This window comes from Micromonospora sp. NPDC093244 (assembly GCF_040683695.1).
In the GTDB taxonomy this organism is placed as follows: domain Bacteria; phylum Actinomycetota; class Actinomycetes; order Mycobacteriales; family Micromonosporaceae; genus Micromonospora.
Window position 1 is genome coordinate 310,019 of the sequence record NZ_JBFBEO010000003.1, and the last position, 19,270, is coordinate 329,288.

A 19,270-nucleotide genomic window follows, 5' to 3' on the forward strand; every position below is an offset into this window, starting at 1 on the left:
ACCGTCGGCTCGTGGTGGAGGGCGACGACCCGCAGTGGCGGGAGCGGCAGCGACAGGCGGTCCGGGCGCACGCCGACGCGGACGCCCGGCGGCGGGCGGCCGAGCAGGCGCAGGCGGCGGAGCTGGTGGCCTGGTTCGTGGCCGAGGCGACCCGGCGGGGGTTGCCCACCACGCGGCTTGTCGCGCGGGGCTACGACGGGCGCGGGCGCTACCGCACCCGGTTGACCGGCTGGTACGTCGACCGGGCCGGCACCCGGGCGGTGGACGTGGACGGCCGGTTCCACCTGCTGACCGTGCCGGGTGGCCTGCGGGCCCGACTGTTCGGCGTCGACCCGCAGCCCAGCCCGGCGCCGCTCGTCGTCGGGGCGGGTGGCCGCGACGGCGAGTCGATGCCGTTGCGGACCCTGCTCACCCGGCTGCTTGACGACGCGCCAGGCGATTCCGGCGGGCCACGTCCCACCACCAGGCCTGCTGGACCAGGAGCGTGAGCAGCCCGGCCAGGACGATCGCGCACACGTTGATCACCAGTTGGAGTGCCGAACCGCCCGCCTCGTCCCACACGCCGTAGGCGGCGGCCACCGCCACGTTCGCCGCGGCCGGCACCGTGGTCACCGAGATCAACACCCCGACCAGGCTTCCCGACTTCTTCGACGTCAGCGACAGCATGCCGGCCACGCCGGCGAGCAGGCCCACCACCCAGGACAGCGCGTCGGGCCGCCAGATGAAACTGGTGAGCGGACGGTCGGCGCGCAGCATCTCCTCGCTGACCAGACCGGCAGCGGTCAGCGCCCAGGTGCTCAGCACGGTCGCCACCATGGCCGCCAGGAAGCCCACGGTGAGCGCCTGCACCGACCGGCCGATCACGTCGAGCCGGCGACGCAGCAGCGCCACGCAGAGCGCGGCGAGCGGGCCGAACTCCGGGCCGACGACCATCGCCCCGACGATGAGGATCGGCTGGTCCAGCAGCACGCCGATACCGGCGATCATGGTGGCCACCACGATCAGCACCAGGTAGGTGCCGGACAGCTCGGTCTGCTCGCCGGTCTTCGCCGCGATCTCGTCCCAGACCACCGCGTCGGCGCCACTGCCGGGCGCCTTCTCCGCGGCCCGGTCCGCCGACGCGGAGATGGTCAGCTCGACGTCGTCGGCGGAGATACCGCCGCTCGCCTCCACCCCGAGCTGCTGGAGGCCCCGCAGGACGCCGTCGGCGCTCTCCCGGACCACGTCGCAGAGGATCAGGTCGCCCCGCGGTTGCCGGGCCACGCCGGGCAGCACGGCCAGGTGGGTCACCCCCGCCTCGGCGGCCAGCAGGTCGACGACCTCGGCGGATCGGTCCGCAGGGGCGATCACCCTCAGGTGCAGCACTCGTTCTCCCTGTTGTACGCGGCACGCGGGCACGGCCGGCAGCACTCTAGCGGGCCGGACCGGACGACCGGTTCGGACGTCGGGGCCAGTCGGCCCGATTCGCCGCAGAATCGGCGAAACCACCTATGCACCGTCATAGGCCCTGCTACAACCATTGTGGTCTTTTGTCACGTCCGATCGGAGGCGCCGTCCGTGGACCTGATCCACCACCGTCCGCCCGTGGCGCCGCGCAGCGGCGGCCCGGCGGTGACCGACCCGGTCTACCTCTCCCCACCGGACGTCGGTGAGCTGGAGGAGTCCTACCTGCTGCGCGCCGTGCGCACGGGACGATTCGACCCCGACGGGCCCGAGCTGGGCGCGTTCGAGCGGGAGGTCGCCGCGCGGGTCGGCGTCGGGTACGCGCTGGGGCTCTCCTCCGGCACCGCCGCCCTGCACCTGGCGCTGCTCGCAGTGGGGGCCGGACCGGACAGCGTCGTGGTGGTGCCAACGCTCACCTTCGCCGCCACCGCGAACGCGGTCACCTACACAGGCGCCGAACCGGTCTTCGTGGACTGTGACGCGGCCACCGGCAACGTCGACGTCGACCTGCTCTCCGACCTGCTGGGCCGCCTCGCCGACGCCGGTCGACGGGTCGCCGCCGTCCTTGTCGTCGACATCAACGGCCGCTGCGCCGACTACGACAGGCTGCTGCCGCTCTGCGCGGCCACCGGCGTCCCGGTGGTGGAGGACGCCGCACAGGCCCTCGGCTCCACCTACCGTGGACGGTGTGCCGGCACGCTCGGCCGGGTCGGGATCTACTCGTTCAGCCACAACAAGATCATGACCACCTCGGCTGGCGGGATGCTCGTCTCCGACGACGCCGCGCTCGTGGCCCGGGCCCGGCACCTCGCCACCCAGGCCCGCGAACCGGTGCCGCACTACGAGCACCGCGACATCGGCTACAACTACCGGCTCAGCACCCTGCTGGCGGCCCTCGGCCGGGCGCAGCTCAGCAGACTGGACCCGATGATCGCCAGACGGCGGGCGCTACGGGACCGGTACGCGCGACTCTTCGCCGCCGTACCGGGCACCCGCATCCTCGGCGCCGGCGACCCCGGCGCGAACTGCTGGCTGACCTCCGTGGTGGTCGAGCCGGAGCGGTCCGGCTGGCACGCCGGGGACCTCGCCGCGCACCTGGCCCGGCTCGGGGTGGAGAGCCGGCCGATGTGGAAACCGATGCACCGCCAACCGGTGTACGCCGACCGGCAGGTCGCCCTCACCGGCGCCGCCGACCAGCTCTTCGCCACAAGTCTCTCGCTGCCCAGCGGTTCCGCCCTCACCGACGAGCAGGTCGACCGCGTGGTCGGCGGGATCGCCGAGTTCCTCGGGGGGCACCGGTGAGCCGGCCGTACGACGCGGTGAAGCGGGTGCTGGACGTGCTGGTCGCCGCCGTCGGTCTGCTGCTGGCCACGCCGGTGCTCGCCGCCGTGGCGTTGGCTGTCCTGATCACGATGGGTCGGCCGGTGCTGTTCCGGCAGGCCCGGCCCGGGCGGCACGGGCGGCTGTTCGAGCTTGTCAAGTTCCGCTCGATGACGGTCGGGGGCGAGGACGCCGCGCCGGCGAACGACGGCGCGCGACTGACCCCGTTCGGTCGCTGGCTGCGCACCACCAGCCTGGACGAGCTGCCGCAACTGTGGAACGTGCTGCGCGGCGAGATGAGCCTGGTGGGGCCGCGCCCGCTGCTGCCGGCGTACCTGGACCGGTACACGCCCGAGCAGTTCCGCCGCCACGACGTCCGCCCCGGCATCACGGGCCTCCAGCAGGTGTACGGGCGTAACGCGCTGAGCTGGGAGGAGCGTTTCGCTCTCGACGTGCGCTACGTCGGGCAGCGCTCACTCCGGCTGGACCTGCGCATCCTGCTGCGCACGGTCCGGACCGTGCTGCGGCGGGAGGGGATCACCGCGGCCGGTGCGGCCACCGCGCACGAATACCTCGGTCCGGCCGAGCTGGCCGGCGCCGGCGCGGCGGAGGCCCACCGGTGAGCGTGGACCTCGTCATCGTCGGCTGCGGCGGGCACGGCAGGGAGGTGCTCGGCATCGTCCGGGCCGTCAACGCCGCAGCCGCTGGCGCGCCACCGTGGCGGGTACGGGGGTTCGTCGACGATCGGCCCAGCGAGGTCAACCTGAAGCGGGTGCAGCGGCTGGAGGTGCCCTACCTGGGCGGGACCGCCCGCCTCGCCGAGCAGCCCGCCGGCACGTACCTGGCGTTGGGCATCGGGGACCCGGCGGCCCGCCGGGCGGTGGACGGACGGCTGGCCGGGTACGGGCTGCCGGCCGCGGTGCTTGTGCACCCGGACGCCACAGTCGGGCCGGACGCCGTCTACGGCGAGGGTCTCATCGCGTTCCCCGGCGCCCGGGTCACCACGAACGTCACGCTCGGCCGGCACGTGCACCTCAACCAGAACAGCGCGGTGGCGCACGACTGCGAGCTGGGCGACCACGTCTCGGTCAACCCGCTGGGGGCGGTCTCGGGCGACTGCCGGCTGGGCGACGGGGTGCTGATCGGCGCCGGGGCGGTCGTGTTGCAGAAGCTGCGGGTGGGCGCCGGCGCGACGGTCGGCGCGGGAGCCTGCGTGGTCCGGGACGTACCGGCCGGCACGGTGGTCAAGGGAGTCCCGGCCCGGTGAGCGCCTCCGGCGGCCCCGGCGTGGGTCACCCGCTCGGGGTCCGCCGACTGCGCATCGCGGTGCTGGTCAAGACGAACGCCGGCGGGATGTGGCTGCTGCCGCAGGTCGAGGAGCTGCGCCACCGGGGGCACGAGGTGACGGTGGTGCTGCCCCGGGGGGCCGGCCGGCTCACCGACGAGCTGGAGCGGCGGGGCTTCGAGGTGCTCGACTCCCCGTACGACTTCACGCTGGGCAGGCACGCGCCGGTCGGGCTGCTGCGGCTGCGGGCACTGCTGCGGCGGCTGCGCCCCGACGTGGTGCAGTACCACCTGATCGCCTCGGCGTACGCGGTGCGGCTGGCCACCTTGGGAATGCCGGTGCGCCGGGTGCACATGGTGGCCGGTCCGGCGTACCTGGAGTCCCGGCTCGTCCGGTCGGTGGAGCGGTTGATGTGGCGGCTGGACGACCTGGTGGTCTGCGGGTGCCGGTACGCCTCCGCCCGGTACGGTGAGCTGGGCTGCCCGCCGCAGCGGCGGCCGGTGGCGGTGTACGGGGTGGACACCGACGCGTTCAGCCCGGAGGCCACAGGCCCGGACCAGCGGGCGAAGCTGCGCGCCGAGCTGGGCATCGACCAGAGCGCGTTCCTGGCGGTGATGGTCTCCTACGTCTACCCGCCCAAGCGCCTGGCGCACTCGGGTCGCGGGGTGAAGGGGCACGACGTCCTGCTGGCCGCGTGGCGGACGTTCCGCCGCCGGCACCCGGACGCGCACCTGCTGCTTGTCGGCGGCGGCTGGACGGCGGCCGGGGAGAGCTACCGGCGGCACCTGGGCGAATCCTTCGGCGTGGCCGACGACCCCGGGGTGACCTGGGTGGAGTCGGTGCCGGACGTGCGTCCCTGCTACGCGGCCGCCGACGTGAGCGTCGCGCCGTCGCTCTGCGACAGTCCGATGGCGGCGGTCGAGGCCGGTTCGATGGGCGTGCCGAGCATCGTCAGCGCGGCCGGCGGGCTACCCGAGGCGGTCACCGGACGTTGCGGCTGGGTGGTGCCACCGGCTGACCCGACAGCCCTGGTGGACGCTCTCGACACCGCGTACCGGGGCTGGGTCGCCGGAACGCTGACGCTGCGCGGCAGGCTGGCCCGCCAGCACGTGCTGGCGTCCTTCGACGACCTGCGGGCGGCGGCCGAGGTGGCGGACCTCGTGGAGGACGTGGCGGCCCGCAGGCGGTGACCACGACGGTGGGCGGTCGGTGGCCGGTCCCGCCGGGCCACCGACCGCCCGTCGCGCGTCAGTGCCGGATGCCTGCCCAGTCGTGGTGGCGACGCACCGTGGAGAGGATGAAGTCGACCACCCGTCGCGAGGTGTCCGGCACCTGGTAGTCGGCCGGGCAGGGCACCCCCTGCGCGGCGACCTGCGCCACCGTCACCTCGACGGCCTCGACCACGCCCTGCGGGTCGAGGCCGGTCATGATGATCCCGCCGGCGTCGAGCGCCTCGGGGCGTTCGATCGACTCGCGCAGGGTCACCGCCGGGAAGCCGAGGATGGCGGCCTCCTCGCTGATCGTGCCGCTGTCCGACAGCGTGCAGTACGCCCTGGTCTGCAGGTGCACGTAGTCGAGCAGCCCGAACGGCTCGTGGAAGGCGATGCCGTCCAGCGCGGTGGCGTCCGGCGCCAACGCCTCCAACCGCTTGCGGGTACGCGGGTGGGTGGAGACGAGCACCGGCAGGCCCCACCTGTCGCGGACCGCGACCAGGCAGTCCAGCAGCCGCTGGAGCCGGTCGGGCCGGTCGACGTTCTCCTCCCGGTGCGCGCTGACCAGGAAGTAGCCGCCCTTGTCGAGTTCCAGCTGGCGCAGGATTGTGGAGCTGGCGATCGGCGCCCGGTAGTGCTCCAGTACCTCGCGCATCGGCGAGCCGGTGTGCAGGATCCGGCGCGGGTGCAGGCCCTCGGCGAGCAGGTTGCGTCGGGCGTGTTCGGTGTAGACCAGGTTGAAGTCGGCCACGTGGTCGACCAGGCGCCGGTTCGTCTCCTCCGGCACGTTCAGGTCGAAGCAGCGGTTGCCGGCCTCCATGTGGTAGACCGGCACCCGCATCCGGCGGGCCATCAGCGCGGCGATGCAGCTGTTGGTGTCGCCGAGCACGAGCAGCGCGTCCGGCCGCACCTCGGCGATCGCCGCCTCCATGCCGACGAGGACCCCGCCGAGCACCCGGCCCAGCGACGAGGTGTCGACACGCAGGAACCGGTCGGGTTGCCGCAGGCGCAGCTCGGTGAAGAACACGTCGGAGAGGGTGGCGTCCCAGTTCTGTCCGGTGTGCACCAGCACGTGGTCGACTGTGTCGTCGAGCCGGCTGAGCACCCGGGACAGTCGGATGATCTCGGGACGGGTGCCGACGACTGTCATCACCCGGGTCATGTGGTCTCCCTCCGCATGTCACTCACCGGACGCCGGCCGGCACCCGGTGCTCGTCCCCGACCGGTTCGGGCCACGTGTCGGGCCGTTCCGGGTCGAACAGCTCGTTGGTCCAGAAGAGGGTGAGCAGCTCGTCCCGGCCGGTGTTGGTGATGTTGTGCGCCCACATGGTCGGCATGTCGATCACCACAGGTTCGTCGCCGCTGACCGGGAACCGGACGACATCGGTGTCGCCGATCCGGCGCAGGCTGATCTCGGCGGTGCCGCGCAGCACCACGAACCGTTCCACCTTGGCCAGGTGGAAGTGCTCGCCGCGGGTGATGCCGGGCCGGGTGCTGGAGCAGAACGTCTGCCCCGCTCCCCCGTGCGTCTTCACCGTCTCGACGAGCGCTCCCCGGGCGTCGGCCCGGGTGGGCAGGGCCAGCGGGTAGTGCGCCGGGAAGCAGTGCGACCGGTAGGTGTTGAACAGCCGTACGGCGTGCCTGTCGCCAAGCGGCGGGATCTCGCCGGTGCGGTAGATGTCCGCGTACGAGGCGAGCTGGTCGGCGAGGTCACGGACCCCGGTCCGCAGCGCCGGCATCGCCGGGTCCCAGGAGCCGCCCGCCGCCACACCGGCCAGCCGGGCCGCGGCGTCGGTGACGTGCACCAGGTCCATCTCCCGGTCGGCGTGCACCTCCGGCTGGCCGCCCTCGGCGAGCACCCGGCAGAAGGTGGCGACCGCCGAGTTGTACCAGGGCCGGCCGTGCTCGCCGTACAGGTTGGGAAGCAGCAGGTCGTCGAGCGGCACGCCGGTGTCGGCGAGGATGCTGGCGGCGGTGGCCTTGGCGTCGCCGTACGGGGTGCCGTTGCCGGCCTGCACCGAGTTGGCGAAGACCACACCGATGGGCGGGTCCGGGCAGGCGCGCAGGCCGTCGGCGAGCTGGGCGGCGAGCTGGACGTTGCCGGCGGCCACGTCGGCGGGTTCACCCCGGTTGACCCCGGCCAGGTGCAGCACCCGGTCCACGCCGGCGATCTTGTGGGCGACCACTGCCGGGTCGGCGAGGTCCGCGCGGGTCAGCACTGTCGGCTCGGGCCAGCCGAGCGCCCGCAGCAGGACCCGCACGTGCCAGCCGAGGAAGCCGCCCGGGCCGGTGACGGCGAGGCTCAGCACGCCAGCACCGGGTCGCGCAGCGCCAGCTCCGCCCGGACCTCCGGCAGCGTCCTGAGCAGCTCCACCACCTCGGGTACGCCGAGCCGGGTGGCGTTCGCCGAGTTGAAGTCCTCCTGCGGCACCTCGCCCAGCTCGCCCTCGGAGACGTAGAGCGCGTAGTTGAGATCGCGGGCGTCCAGCGGCACCCGGAAGAAGTCGCCGAAGTCGTCGGCCTGGGCCAGCTCCTCCCGACTGGCGAGGGTCTCGTGCCACTTCTCGCTGTGCCGTACGCCGATCACGTCCAACTTGAACGGCACGTCGAAGAGCTGGCAGACGGCCTCGGCGAGGTCGCTGATGGTGCAGGCGGCGGCCTTGCGGATGAACACGTCGCCGGGGCGGGCGTGGTGGAAGGCGTGCTCGACCAGGTCGACCGAGTCGGCGAGCGACATGAGGAAGCGGGTCATGCCGGGGTCGGTGACGGTGGGCGCGCGACCGGCCTTGATCTGCTCGATGAACAGCGGGATCACCGAGCCGCGCGAGTACATGACGTTGCCGTACCTGACGCAGGAGACGGTGGTGGCGCTGTTCGGGTTGTTCCTGGCGTACGCCTGGGCGACCTTCTCCATCAGCGCCTTGCTCATGCCCATCGCGTTCACCGGGTAGACGGCCTTGTCGGTGCTGAGCACCACCACGGAGCTGACCCCGTTGTGCGCGGCGGCCTCGACGACGTTGCCGCTGCCGAGGATGTTGGTGCGCACCGCTTCGAGGGGGAAGAACTCGCAGGACGGCACCTGCTTGAGCGCCGCCGCGTGGAAGACGAAGTCGACGCCCCGGGTGGCGCGCAGCACGGTGTCGACGTCGCGGACGTCGCCGATGTGGTACCGCACCCGTTCGTCGCCGAGGGACCGTCGCATGGCTTCCTGCTTGGCCTCGTCCCGGCTGAGGATCCGCACCTCGGCGACGTCCCGGTCGAGCAGCCGTCGGGCCATCGTCTGTCCAAAGGATCCGGTCCCGCCGGTGATCAGCACCCGACGGCCCGCGGTCATCACGCTCATTGGTTCTCCCGTTCGTCACCCGACGGGCGGTTGTCACCCGCCAGCCCGGACGCAGCGCTTCGCGCTGCCGCGCGGGCGCCGATCTCCGGTGGCCAGGCGAAAGCCCCACCGGTTGCGGCACCCGGGTCAACGAAGGCCGACAAGACGGGATACGCGTTTAACCCAAACACCCCAAACAAGCCTCCACCGGCGCAAACTCGCACCGAAAAGGTGCCTGTTTGTCAGGGGAATTCGCCACTTTACCGTTCTTCACCTGATAGAAACGGTTCCGTGCCGCTCCCTCCCCCGCCAGGCCGCGCGCCGACCGCGTACCCCGGGCTCATCCGGTGACGGCGGCGCCGCCGCGCACCGGACCGGCCCGGCACCCCCCGCAGCTCGTCGGCCGGGCGAACCCGACGCCCGTCGGCCAGCGGCCGGCCACCGCCACGCGCCCCCTCCCGCACCAACCCAGCGGCAGCCTTCCCGCCGTCCTGGTCCTCTGCGTGATCGCCTTCATGGCCGCGCGCCCGCCCTGGTGGTCGTTCAACTACGCCGCACCGCTGGCCGTGCTGGCGATCGGACTCACCGGACGGCTGCCCCGGCTGCGCGGCGTCGACACGCTCGCGCTGCTCCTCGCGGGCTGGGCCGCCGCCAGCGTCCTCTGGAGCAGCCGCACCGACCTCACGGTGCCCGCCGCCTACCGGTATATCTCGGTATGCCTGCTCCTGGTGGCCTGCCGGCACGTCGTCCGTGCCCGACGCGACCTGCTGCTGGTCGGCTGGGCGTACCTCGCCGGCTGCGCCGTCGTCGCCGTCGAGGTGGTCACCGGCGCCCGGTCGCAGGGGGACGTGCTGCTCTTCGCGCACCGCTACGGCGTCGACGGCAGGGAGGTGAACCTCACCGCGTACACCCTTGCCGTCGGTGTGGTGCTGGCCCTGGCGCTCGCCGTGGCCGGCGCCCACCGGCGGTCGCTGTGGCTGGCGCCGCTGGCGCTGGTGGTCCTGCTCGGGTACGCGGTGCTGCTCACCGGCTCGCGGGGCGCGGCCATCGGCGTGCTGCTCGGGTTGCTCGCCGCGCTGGCGGCGCACCTGCTGCCCCGGCTGACCGGGCTCACCGTCGCCGGGGTCGCCGCCGCCGCGGTGCTCGTGGTGCCGTTCGGGATGACCCCGCAGAACGAGATGCTCTGGCTCGACGGGCTGTACGGCAGGCCCACCGGCGACATCTCCGGGCGGCTCTCCATCTGGCCGTACGCCCTGTCGACCTGGTGGGAGTCGCCGCTGACCGGCTCCGGCGCGGGGGTGTTCATCTCCACCAACCCGTTCGAGATCGGGCCGCACAACCTGCTGCTCACCGTCGGCAACGACCTGGGGCTTGTCGGGGTGCTGCTCTACTTCGGCACGATGGCCGCGGCTCTTGTCACCGCCGCCCGCACCGGCCGGAGGGCGTTGCTGCTGACCTGCGCGTTCACCGCGGCCATGCTGCCGATCTGGCTGACCGGCCAGTGGGAGACCGCGCTGGGTTTCTGGCTGGCCCTCGGCCTGCTCACTGTCGTTCCCGGGATCTGGGGTCCGGCGCGGGCGCGGGGCGTCGCGCCCCGGCACGCCCGCTCCCTCCTGCGCCGGGCGACACTCGTGCCGATGGCCGGCGCCGGAAGGTTCCCGCGCCGCTGACCGTGGCGGCACCGCTCAGCCGGCGTCCACGCCCTCGAGCGTCGTCCCCGACCCGGACCGGGGCGCCGGCGGCCGGGCCACCCGGCGGCGCGCCGCCTCCCGAAGCACCTCGGCGAAGCGGGCGGCCACCCGGTCCGTACGGTGGTGCCGCACCGCGTACGCCAGCCCCCGCCGGCCCAGCCGGTCGCGCAGCCCGGCATCGGCGCAGAGCGCGCCGACCGCCTCGGCCAGGGCCGCCTCGTCGTCGACACCGACGACAGTGCCCGCGTCGGCCTCCGACAGGTGCGCCATCGAGGCCAGCTCGGCGGGACCGAACCCGAGCACCGGCCGGCCCGCCGCGAGGTACTGCGGGATCTTCGTGGACAGCGAGTAGCGGGTGTACCGGCGGTGCTCCTCGGCGAACGCCTCGACGTGCACCAGCACGTCGGCCCGTCGCAGCACCCCGGGGACCTCGCCGGGCGCCAACGACCGACCCATCCGGACCGCCGGCAGACCGGCGAAGACGTCCCCGTACGGGCCGAGGTCCCGCGCCGGGGCGTGCACGGTCAGTCGCGCGGGCGTGCCCCGCTCCGCCAGTCGCTGCACCACCTCGCCGATCCGGCGCAGCGAACGCCACCGGTCCAGGTGCAGCCCGCCCACGTAGACGAGCTCGACCGGGCCGCCCGCCGGACGCGTCGGCGGTGGCTGGTCGGGGTCGGCGAAGTCGGACGGGGCCACACAGTTGCCGAACGCGGCGAACGGCAGCCCGTACCGGCGCTCGAACTCGCGGGCCATCGCCTCGCTGATCCCCATCCCGTACGACGAGTGCCGCAGCACCTCCCTGACCCCGGCCAGGACGGCGAGCCGGGGTACGCCGAGCACCTGCCCGTTGGCGTACAGGGTGCTGGGCCAGTCGTCCATGAAGTGCGGCACCAGCGGGGCGTCGCACTCCTGCGCGGCGGTCACCGCCAGGCGCATCATCCGGATGCTGCCGAGCGTCGCGTAGACCACGTCCGGTCGCTGCTCGCGCAGCCAGCCCCGAACGTCGACGGGAACGCGGACCGGGCTGAGGTCGACGAAGGCCCGCAACTGCTGGCGCAGTCGGGCGCGCACCGGGCCGGGCAGCGGATCGACCGCCTCGGCGGTTCCCACGCCGACCGGGTCGGCACGGCGGGTGCGCTGGCGGAGGCGGAACAGGTGGTACTCCACCGGCGCGTTGCGCGGCGCGAACCGGGCGAACGTGCCGCGCACCTCCGCACCCGGGCTGGCGTCCTCGGTGTACAGCTGGGCGAGGCGGTCCGGCGGCCAGCCGGCGAACAGGTTCGACAGGGTGATGCCGGTGCCCGTGGAGCGGTCGAAGACGGCGGCGCTCACCACCAGGACGCGGGGAAACTCCTCAACGGACGGCATGGGCGACGACTCCCTCGGTCTCGGTGGCCGGGCGGTGATGCCGGCGCAACGTCCGGTGATATCCGTACAGCGCGGCAGGCACGACTGTCAGCGCGTAGCCGAGCGCCCCGACCCAGGGCACGGCGGCGACGCCGAGGCGGTCCGCCGCGTACCACTTGCCGAGCGCCGACAGCAGCAGGAAGGCCGCCCAGCCGACGAGTTGCGGGACGATGACGCCGTCGGCGTTCTGCACCATGAACCGCGGTGACAGGGCCGCCTGGAGCACCCACCAGACACCCAGCCCGGCGAGCAGCACGCGGTCGTCGCCCATCGGCACCGGCAGCCAGGCGGCGAAGAGCCGGTCGCCGAACGCCACGAGCGCGGCGGCGGGCAGGCCGGCGGCGAGCACCGACAGCACTGTCATCCGTCGGGTCGTCCGCCGTACCCAGTCCAGGTGCCCCTCGGCCAGGGCCTCGCCGTTGGCCGGCCAGAGCGGCACGTTGACCAGGACGACGAGCTGGCCGAGCTGGGACAGCAGCTTCGCCGGCACCACGTACCCGGCCACCGCGGACAGGCCGAGCGCGTGCGCGATGATCAGCGTGTCGGCGTTCGTGGCGAACGAGATGACAACGGTGAGCACGAAGAACAAGCCACTGAGCCGGGCCAGCTCCACTGCCGCGCGGGCGTCGACAGCTCTCGGCGTGGGTCGAATCCGCGGCTCCTGCCGACCGAAGAACCAGAGCATGTTGAGCAGGTTGACCAGCAGCGGCGTGGCCACCGACACCGCGACGACCAGGAGCGGCGACAGGTCGGCCCAGACCACACCGAGGACGGCGGCGAGCGCCGCGAGGCTGCCGGCGGCCTGCCAGACGTTGCTCCGCCCGACCTGCTGGTAGGCGTACTGGACGCGGGCGATCAAAGACAGCGGCACGTTCAGCGCGAACGCGGTGAGGCAGATCAGCGAGATCATCCGGGTCTGCTCGGTGGTGACCTGCCCGGTCACGTTGAACAGCGCCGACCACGGCACCGCGCCGGCGGCCAGCCAGAGCGCCCCGGTGAGCGCGAACGCCAGCACCGTGAGAGTCAGGTACGCGCTGGAGACGTAGCGGCGGGCCCGCGCGGTGTCACCGTTCGCGTAGCAGGGGGCCAGCTTCGTCATCAGTCCGCTGCCCAGCCCCAGGTCGGCGAAGGCCGCCATGCCGGCCAGCGAGGCGACAGCCATCCACAGGCCGTACAGGTCGTTGCCGAAGTAGGGAAGCGTCACCGGGACCAGCACAATCGGAACGATCAGCCCGGCCGCCCGGCTGAGCAGCGCCGTGGTGACACCCGACACCAGCCGGCGGCTGCGGCTCGTGCCGGCCGGGCCGGCCCGCCGGGTCCGTTCGGCGACCCCGGACGACATCGGCGCGGCCTACTGGCCGCTGAGCACGTGACCGGACATCCAGGACACGGTCCGCTCCAGACCGGTGCGCAGCGGTACCGGTCGCACCGTGGGGAACAGTTCCCGCAGCCGGCCGCAGTCGGCCTGCGAGTCCCGTACGTCGCCGGGGCGCGGCGGCTCGTGCACCACGGGCAACGGCCGGCCCATGATGTCCTCCAGTTCGGCGATCAGGTCGAGCAGGGAGATCCGTGCGCCGAAGGCCAGGTTCACCACGTCGGTGGTGGACACCCGGCGGACGATGGCGTCGACGAGCACCGAGGTCACGGTGCCGACGAACGTGAAGTCGCGGGTCTGCCGGCCGTCACCGTGCACCCGCAGCGGCTCGCCGGCGAGGGCCGCCGTGACGAACCGGGGCAGCACTGCGGCGTACGCGTGGTGCGCCGCCTGCCGTGGGCCGAAGACGTTGAAGAAGCGGAACGGCAGCACACCCATGTCGTAGCACGACGCGTAGGCGACCGCGTACGCCTCGGCGGCCAGCTTGGAGACCGCGTACGGGGAGACCGGGATCGGGCGGAGTCCCTCCTGCCGGGGCAGCACCGGGTTGGCGCCGTACACCGACGAGGACGACGAGAGGATCACCTGCGGTACGCCGTGCCGGCGGGCGGCCTCCAGCACCATGAGCGTGCCTGTGGCGTTGGCGTGGTGGCTCGGCAGCGGCCTGTCGATGGAGCGCGGCACCGAGCCGAGGGCGCCCAGGTGCACCACGCTTGCCGCGCCGGCGACCGCCTCGTCGAGCAGGTCGGGGTCGAGCACGGTGCCCTGGTACAGCCGGACCGGTTGGCCGTGCAGGTTGTCCAGCAGGCCGGTGGAGAGGTCGTCGACGACCACGATCTCGGTCACCTGTGGGGTCTCGTCGAGCGCCCGCACGAGGTTCGCGCCGATGAATCCGGCTCCCCCGGTCACCACTACCTTCACGAGGTCTCCCCTTCGGCCGGTCGACGGCGGCCCAGCACCCGCTGCCAGTGGGACAACGAGCGCTCCGGACCCAGGTCACGCGGTACGGGACCGGCGTGGCGCGTGTCCTCCGATCCGTTCCGTCAGTTGTCAGCGCTGATGGGCGAGTGGGGACGGGGGCGTCGGAGATGCGAATCGGACTGATCAGTCAGTGGTACCCGCCGGAGAACACGTTCGTGCCGGGTCAGCTGGCCACCGAGCTGACCCGGCGCGGGCACGAGGTGCGGGTGCTGACCACGTTCCCGAGCCTGCCGCTGGGTCGGACCTACCCGGGGTGGCGACAGCGGTGGAACCACAGCGGCACCGAGGACGGGGTGGCCGTACGGCGGGTGCCGGCGTACCCGAGCCACGACCGTTCCGGCCTGCGCCGGGCGGTGAGCTACCTGTCGTTCGCGGCGACCAGCGCCGTGGCCGCCCCGCGACACCTGCGCGGGGTCGACGCGCTCTACGTCTACCACCCGCCGCCCACCTCGTACGCCGCCGCCGGGCTGCTGCGCCTGTTGCGCGGCGTGCCGGCGGTGCTGCACGTGCAGGACCTGTGGCCGGAGTCGGTGACCCAGTCGGGGATGGCGCCGGCGGGGCTGGCGGGCAGGGCTTTGGACGCGGTCCTCACCGGGGCGATGCGGCGGATCTACCACTCCTGCGCCGGCATCGCGGTGATCGCTCCCGCGATGGCGGAGCAGGTGGTGGAGCGCGGCGTGGACCCGGGCTCGGTGCGTACCGTGTTCAACTGGACCGACGAGGCGCTGTTCCGGCCGGTGCCGTGCACCGACGCGGCCCGTACGACGATCGGCCATCGGGGACGGACGACTGTGATGTTCGCCGGCAACCTGGGGTTGTTGCAGGGCGTCGACGTGGCGATCAGGGCGGCGGCGGCCGCACCGGACGCGGTGGACCTGGTCTTCGTCGGCACCGGGTTGGGCGCCGAGCAGGCCCGCAAACTCGCCGACGACCTGGGCGCGACGAACGTCCGGTTCCTCGGCCGGCGCCCGGCGGCGGAGATGGCCGAGTTGTACGCCGCCGCCGACTACCAGCTGGTCATGCTGCGGGACCTGCCGTGGCTGCGCGGCACGGTGCCGTCGAAGTTGCAGGCCGCGCTCGCCTGCGGGGTGCCGGTGCTGATGTCGGCGGACGGCGACGCCGCCCGGCTGGTCGAGGCCGGTGGGGCCGGGCTGGTCTGCCCGCCGGACGACTGGCGGGCGCTTGCCGACCAGTTCGTCGCGGCGGCACGGGTGCCGGCCGAGCAGCGGCTCGCGATGGGCCGCCGAGGTCGTCAGCTCTACCTGGACCGGATGTCGATGCGCGTCGGGGTCGACCAGATCGAGGATCTGTTGAGCAAGGCGGCGGCCCGGGGGCGCGGCTGACATACGGCGGCAATTGCCCGATTTATTGGTTAAAGCACAGGTACCTCCCTCGATCTCCGCCTAGGCTCGTCTGCGGCACGGTCCGGCGTCCGCCCGGCCGGGAGCACCGCTCGGCAGGAGGAGAGCCCGTGGCTCAGGGGTACGGCGCAGCGCGGTCCATCGTGGAGCGTCCGCAGCGGCGCCCCGACGACGCCACACCTGCCCGGTCGCCGATCGGTCTGCCCCGGACGGCCGCGCCGGCACCGGCGGCCAGCGGCGGCAGCCGGTGGAACCTGGCGGGGTTCAGCGTGCTGCCGATCTGCCTCGCCGCCGTCCTGGGCACGGTCAGTCCGAACCTGGCCTACCAGGGCGGGCTCTGGCTCGCCGCCGCCGCGCTGCTGACCAGCGGTCGCATCCCCCGCACCGGACCGGCGGACTACCTGGCGATCCTGATCTGCTGCTGGGCCAGCGCCACGCTGATGTGGAGCCGCGACGTCGAGAGCAGCCAGATCGCCGTACGGGCCTGGTGGACAGTCGCCCTGCTGCTGATCGCCGCACGGCACGTGCTGTCCAGCAGGCGTCGCCTGCTGCTGGTCGCCGGTTCCTACCTCGCCGGCGCGGGATGGACGGCGGCCGAGCTGATCCGGGCCAGCCGCCTCGACCAGACCGCGCTGCGCGTCTCGCTGGAGGGCGTGGGCGTCAACTACACCGCGTACTGCCTGGTCACCGCCGTCCTGGTCACCGTCCTGCTGCTGGTGGCACGGGTCGGCACCCGCCCGGTCCGCGCCGCGCTCTGGCTGCTGCTGCCGCTGTTCGGGTACGCGACGATGCTCACCGGAACGCGGGCCAGCCAGATGGCGCTTGTCGCCGTCGCGGCGTACCTGCTCGTGGACCGGCTGGCCGGGCGGACCTGGGCCGTCGCCGTCGGCGCCTCGGCAGTCCTGCTGACCCTCGTGCCGTTCGGGCACCTGACCCGCTACCAGCCACAGTGGCTCGCGGACGTGTTCGACAGGCCCCTCGACGACCTCTCCGGACGGCTCGCCATCTGGCCGGTCGCCGAGGCGTCGTTCTGGGACTCGCCGCTTGTCGGCATCGGTGTCGGCGCGTTTCCCAGTACCAACCCGTACTACGGGGTGGGCGCCCACTCGCTGGTGCTCACCCTCGGCAACGACCTCGGCCTGATCGGGATCGTGATGTTCGCGGCGGTGATCGGCTTCCTCATCCGGGACGCGGCACCCGGGCTGAGCCGCCGGCACGGGATGCTGGTGGGCGCGCTGATCGTCGGCTGGACGCCGATCTGGCTCAGCGGGCACTGGGAGATCTCGCCTGTGGCGTGGCTCGTGCTGGCCCTGTGGTCCCGGCTGCCGGTGGCGCTGCTCGACCGGCCCGTCGAGACGAAGCCGGTGGTGCCGGGCACCCGCCCGGCACGGCCACCGATGGGCCTGGTGCGCTGAACGGGCCGCGCCGGCCCGGCACGCCGCGCGGGCCCGCGCTGACCTGGTAGCCGCGGGTCAGCCGACCCGGCCCGGGGCGGGCGCCGGCACGTCGGCCGGAGTGTCCCGCTCGCCGGTGAGCCCGCACAGGTCGGCGAGGAAGTCGTGCATCCGGCGCCCCTGGGCCGCCGGGTTGCGGGTTTCCCGCACGAACCGGGCGCCGCCGGCGCCGCGCTCACGGGCCGCGCCGGGCGGCAGACTCACCACCCGACCCAGGGCCGCGCGCAGCCCCTCGACGGTGTCCGGCTCAGCGAACGACAGCCAGGGGGTGTAGTCCGCCGGGATGCCCGGCAGCCTGGTGCTCACCACAGGCACGCCGGTGGCCAGGTACTCGATGATCTTCGACGGAAACGACCAGCGGACGAAGTCCTGATCCACCGGCCGGGGGTTCACCAGCACCCTCGCCCGGGACAGCCGGGGCAGCAGCTCGGCCCGGGGCAGCAGCCGCGGCGGCGCGATCCGCCGGTCCACGGCGGCCTGGTCACGCAGCCAGCCCTCCAGTTCACCACGCCCGTACACGCACAGCCGCAGGTCGTCCCCGGGCAGCCCGCGGAACGCCTCGACGAGCCGGTCGACGCCGTAGGCGCGGCTCAGGCCGCCGGCGTAGACGACGTCCCGGGTCGCCACCGGCGGTGCCTCGGCGACGCTCGCCGGCCCGGTGGCGCAGATGCCCTCCATCACCAGCCGGGGACGGCCGGGCGCGAAGTCGTCGGCGAGCGCGGGCGTCAGCGCGATCACCCCGGAGCAGCGGGCCAGCGCGGCCCGGACCAGCGCCACGTCGAGCCCGCGCAGCAGCCGGACCACCCGTCCGTCGGTGGGCAGCGCGACACCCGGCGGGTCGGTGAGCACCGGCACCACCCGGACGCCGCGCCGCCGGGCCCGCAGCACGCCGAACCACAGGAAGGGCGAGTGCACCCCGTGGACGAGGAGCACATCGGTCGCCTGCTTTCGCAGCTCACGGCTTCCGGTGCGCCAGGCCGCCACGAACCGGGTGAGGTGCTTGAGGCCGAGCAGGTTGACGAACGCCAGCAGGTGACCGTCCACGCCGTCCTGCCGGAACCGTCCGGGGCGGAAGCGGACCTGACGGTTGCCCGGCCAGGTGGACACCGGGGCGGCCGACAGCAGGTGCACCTGACAGTCGGCGGCCCGCAAACTGTGGACCAGTCCCCAGGCGAAGGTGTGCGTCTGGGTGGGCATGATGGTGTCCCGGGCGATGATCTCGGCGAGCAGGTCGTCCGGCACGGTGAAGCCCAGCAGGGTGACCCGTGGGCTGCGACGGTGCGCCATGCTCACTCCCCGATGATCCGCTGGTAGACCCGGTCGAGTGAGCCGAGCATGACGTCGAGGCTGTAGCCCTCGGCCACCACCTTGCGACCCAGTTCACCCACGTGCAGCCGCTCGGCGGAGTCGTCGAGCAGCGGCGACAGCGCTCCGGCCAGGGCGTCGGGATCACCCGCCGGCACCAGCCGGCCGCCACCGGAGCGCAGCACCTCGACGTTGCCGCCGACCGCCGAGGCGACGACGGGCAGCCCGTGCGCCATGGCCTCCAGCAGCGCGTTGGAGAGGTTCTCGTGCAGGGTCGGGAAGACGAAGAGGTCCGCCGCGCCGAGCAGGTCCGGCACGTCCAGTCGGTTGCCGAGCAGCCGCACCTCGACGTCTCCGGTGTCGGCGAGGGCCGCGGTGATTCCCTCCCGGTCCGGGCCGTCGCCGGCGACGAGCAGCACCCGGCGGGCGGCGGACCGGCGGACCGTGGACGGCGGCAGTCGGCGCAGCGCGTCGGCGAGGACGCCGTAGCCCTTCTCCCAGGTCAGCCGGGACACCGCGATCATGGCCACGTCGTCGGGGCGCAGGCCCAGCGCGGCGCGGACCCGCTCCCGGTGCGCGCGGGGGTGTGCCGGCAGCGGCACCCCGTTGGGGATCACCCCGACGAACGTCGCGCCCGGGTCGCGGAGGAAGTCGCGGCGGGCCGCGTAGTCGCAGACGGTGCCGACGTGGCTGGCCATCCGCAGGGTGGCGGGTTCGGCCCCGTGCACGAGCAGCCGGCGACGCCAGGGCCGGCCGGGCTGCCGCAGGTCGCGGACGGTGCCGTGCACGGTGACCAGGATCCGGCGGCAGCCGGCGAGGCGCGCGGCGAGCACCCCGTGGAAGCCCTCGTTCTGCAGGCCCCGGACGTGCACGAGGTCGGGGCGGATGCGTCGCAGCAGGCGTACCCACTGGCGCAGCAGTGGCACGTTCAGGCTGCCGTTGCCCGCGTGCTGGTGCATCCGGACGAACTCGTAGCGCTCGGCCAGCGGCGAGTCGAGCACGCGCTGCACGGCGGTCAGCGGGCCGTTGGCCCCCGGCGTGCCGGCCGAGTGCTGCACCACCACCGGGCGGCGTCGGCTGTCGCGCACGGTGTGACGTTGCATGGCCCCTCGTTC

17 protein-coding genes are annotated in these 19,270 nt (G+C 73.5%); 8 read left to right on the plus strand and 9 right to left on the minus strand.

All coding sequences use genetic code 11. From position 1 onward, the window contains the following. The first annotated feature begins 11 nt into the window (after nucleotides 1-11). On the plus strand, nucleotides 12-488 hold the full coding sequence (locus AB0N27_RS20040; protein ID WP_364371646.1) for a hypothetical protein: 477 nt from the start codon (nucleotides 12-14) through the stop codon (nucleotides 486-488). On the opposite strand, the gene AB0N27_RS20045 is transcribed toward AB0N27_RS20040, so the two are convergent. Continuing rightward, a complete protein-coding gene (locus tag AB0N27_RS20045) occupies nucleotides 409-1,365 on the minus strand; it encodes a DUF389 domain-containing protein (RefSeq protein ID WP_364371649.1) in 957 nt (318 codons plus the stop codon). The genes AB0N27_RS20040 and AB0N27_RS20045 overlap by 80 nt on opposite strands. 219 nt (nucleotides 1,366-1,584) lie before the next feature. Here AB0N27_RS20045 and AB0N27_RS20050 point away from each other — a divergent pair, with 219 nt between their 5' ends. From AB0N27_RS20050 to AB0N27_RS20065, 4 genes are read left to right on the plus strand one after another with little or no spacing between them, the layout of a single operon-like run. Further along, complete coding sequence (locus tag AB0N27_RS20050; RefSeq protein WP_364371652.1) at nucleotides 1,585-2,745, plus strand: aminotransferase class I/II-fold pyridoxal phosphate-dependent enzyme; 1,161 nt, start codon at nucleotides 1,585-1,587, stop codon at nucleotides 2,743-2,745. Continuing rightward, nucleotides 2,742-3,386 carry a sugar transferase gene (locus tag AB0N27_RS20055; RefSeq protein ID WP_364371654.1) on the plus strand — a complete coding sequence of 215 codons (645 nt, stop codon included), beginning with the start codon at nucleotides 2,742-2,744 and terminating at the stop codon, nucleotides 3,384-3,386. The genes AB0N27_RS20050 and AB0N27_RS20055 overlap by 4 nt, the downstream gene beginning before the upstream one ends. Beyond that, nucleotides 3,383-4,030, plus strand: coding sequence for a NeuD/PglB/VioB family sugar acetyltransferase (locus tag AB0N27_RS20060; protein WP_364371657.1), 648 nt, complete (start codon nucleotides 3,383-3,385; stop codon nucleotides 4,028-4,030). Before AB0N27_RS20055 ends, AB0N27_RS20060 begins: the two co-directional genes overlap by 4 nt. Beyond that, nucleotides 4,027-5,238 carry a glycosyltransferase family 4 protein gene (locus AB0N27_RS20065; RefSeq protein WP_364371661.1) on the plus strand — a complete coding sequence of 404 codons (1,212 nt, stop codon included), beginning with the start codon at nucleotides 4,027-4,029 and terminating at the stop codon, nucleotides 5,236-5,238. Before AB0N27_RS20060 ends, AB0N27_RS20065 begins: the two co-directional genes overlap by 4 nt. A 58-nt stretch (nucleotides 5,239-5,296) precedes the next feature. Here AB0N27_RS20065 and wecB read toward each other — a convergent pair whose 3' ends face one another. From wecB to AB0N27_RS20080, 3 genes are read right to left on the minus strand one after another with little or no spacing between them, the layout of a single operon-like run. Continuing rightward, nucleotides 5,297-6,421, minus strand: coding sequence for a UDP-N-acetylglucosamine 2-epimerase (non-hydrolyzing) (gene wecB / locus AB0N27_RS20070; RefSeq protein ID WP_364371664.1), 1,125 nt, complete (start codon nucleotides 6,419-6,421; stop codon nucleotides 5,297-5,299). 22 nt (nucleotides 6,422-6,443) lie between these two features. Then, nucleotides 6,444-7,568, minus strand: coding sequence for an NAD-dependent epimerase/dehydratase family protein (locus AB0N27_RS20075; RefSeq protein WP_364371667.1), 1,125 nt, complete (start codon nucleotides 7,566-7,568; stop codon nucleotides 6,444-6,446). Next, on the minus strand, nucleotides 7,562-8,602 hold the full coding sequence (locus AB0N27_RS20080; RefSeq protein WP_364371670.1) for a polysaccharide biosynthesis protein: 1,041 nt from the start codon (nucleotides 8,600-8,602) through the stop codon (nucleotides 7,562-7,564). Before AB0N27_RS20080 ends, AB0N27_RS20075 begins: the two co-directional genes overlap by 7 nt. Nucleotides 8,603-8,928: 326 nt before the next feature. Between AB0N27_RS20080 and AB0N27_RS20085 the strand changes: the two genes are divergently transcribed. Further along, nucleotides 8,929-10,251 (plus strand): O-antigen ligase family protein, encoded by a 1,323-nt coding sequence (locus AB0N27_RS20085; RefSeq protein WP_364371673.1) that lies wholly within the window; start codon nucleotides 8,929-8,931, stop codon nucleotides 10,249-10,251. A gap of 15 nt (nucleotides 10,252-10,266) precedes the next feature. Here AB0N27_RS20085 and AB0N27_RS20090 read toward each other — a convergent pair whose 3' ends face one another. Genes AB0N27_RS20090 through AB0N27_RS20100 form a run of 3 tightly spaced genes read right to left on the minus strand, consistent with a single transcriptional unit; the run spans nucleotide 10,267 to nucleotide 13,975 of the window. Continuing rightward, entirely contained in the window at nucleotides 10,267-11,640 is a 1,374-nt protein-coding gene (locus tag AB0N27_RS20090) for a glycosyl transferase family 1 (RefSeq protein ID WP_364371676.1), read from the minus strand. Beyond that, on the minus strand, nucleotides 11,627-13,021 hold the full coding sequence (locus tag AB0N27_RS20095; RefSeq protein ID WP_364371679.1) for an oligosaccharide flippase family protein: 1,395 nt from the start codon (nucleotides 13,019-13,021) through the stop codon (nucleotides 11,627-11,629). Before AB0N27_RS20095 ends, AB0N27_RS20090 begins: the two co-directional genes overlap by 14 nt. Before the next feature lie 9 nt (nucleotides 13,022-13,030). Continuing rightward, nucleotides 13,031-13,975 (minus strand): NAD-dependent epimerase/dehydratase family protein, encoded by a 945-nt coding sequence (locus AB0N27_RS20100; protein ID WP_364371682.1) that lies wholly within the window; start codon nucleotides 13,973-13,975, stop codon nucleotides 13,031-13,033. A gap of 167 nt (nucleotides 13,976-14,142) precedes the next feature. Between AB0N27_RS20100 and AB0N27_RS20105 the strand changes: the two genes are divergently transcribed. Then, on the plus strand, nucleotides 14,143-15,378 hold the full coding sequence (locus AB0N27_RS20105; RefSeq protein ID WP_364371684.1) for a glycosyltransferase family 4 protein: 1,236 nt from the start codon (nucleotides 14,143-14,145) through the stop codon (nucleotides 15,376-15,378). 128 nt (nucleotides 15,379-15,506) lie between these two features. Further along, a complete protein-coding gene (locus tag AB0N27_RS20110) occupies nucleotides 15,507-16,811 on the plus strand; it encodes an O-antigen ligase family protein (RefSeq protein WP_364371686.1) in 1,305 nt (434 codons plus the stop codon). Between the two features lie 57 nt (nucleotides 16,812-16,868). Here the strand turns inward: AB0N27_RS20110 and AB0N27_RS20115 are convergent, their stop codons facing one another. Both AB0N27_RS20115 and AB0N27_RS20120 read right to left on the minus strand, forming a co-directional pair. Further along, on the minus strand, nucleotides 16,869-18,137 hold the full coding sequence (locus AB0N27_RS20115; protein ID WP_364371689.1) for a glycosyltransferase: 1,269 nt from the start codon (nucleotides 18,135-18,137) through the stop codon (nucleotides 16,869-16,871). Nucleotides 18,138-18,139: 2 nt separating this feature from the next. Then, nucleotides 18,140-19,258 carry a glycosyltransferase gene (locus AB0N27_RS20120; protein WP_364371692.1) on the minus strand — a complete coding sequence of 373 codons (1,119 nt, stop codon included), beginning with the start codon at nucleotides 19,256-19,258 and terminating at the stop codon, nucleotides 18,140-18,142. Between the last annotated feature and the right edge of the window lie 12 nt (nucleotides 19,259-19,270).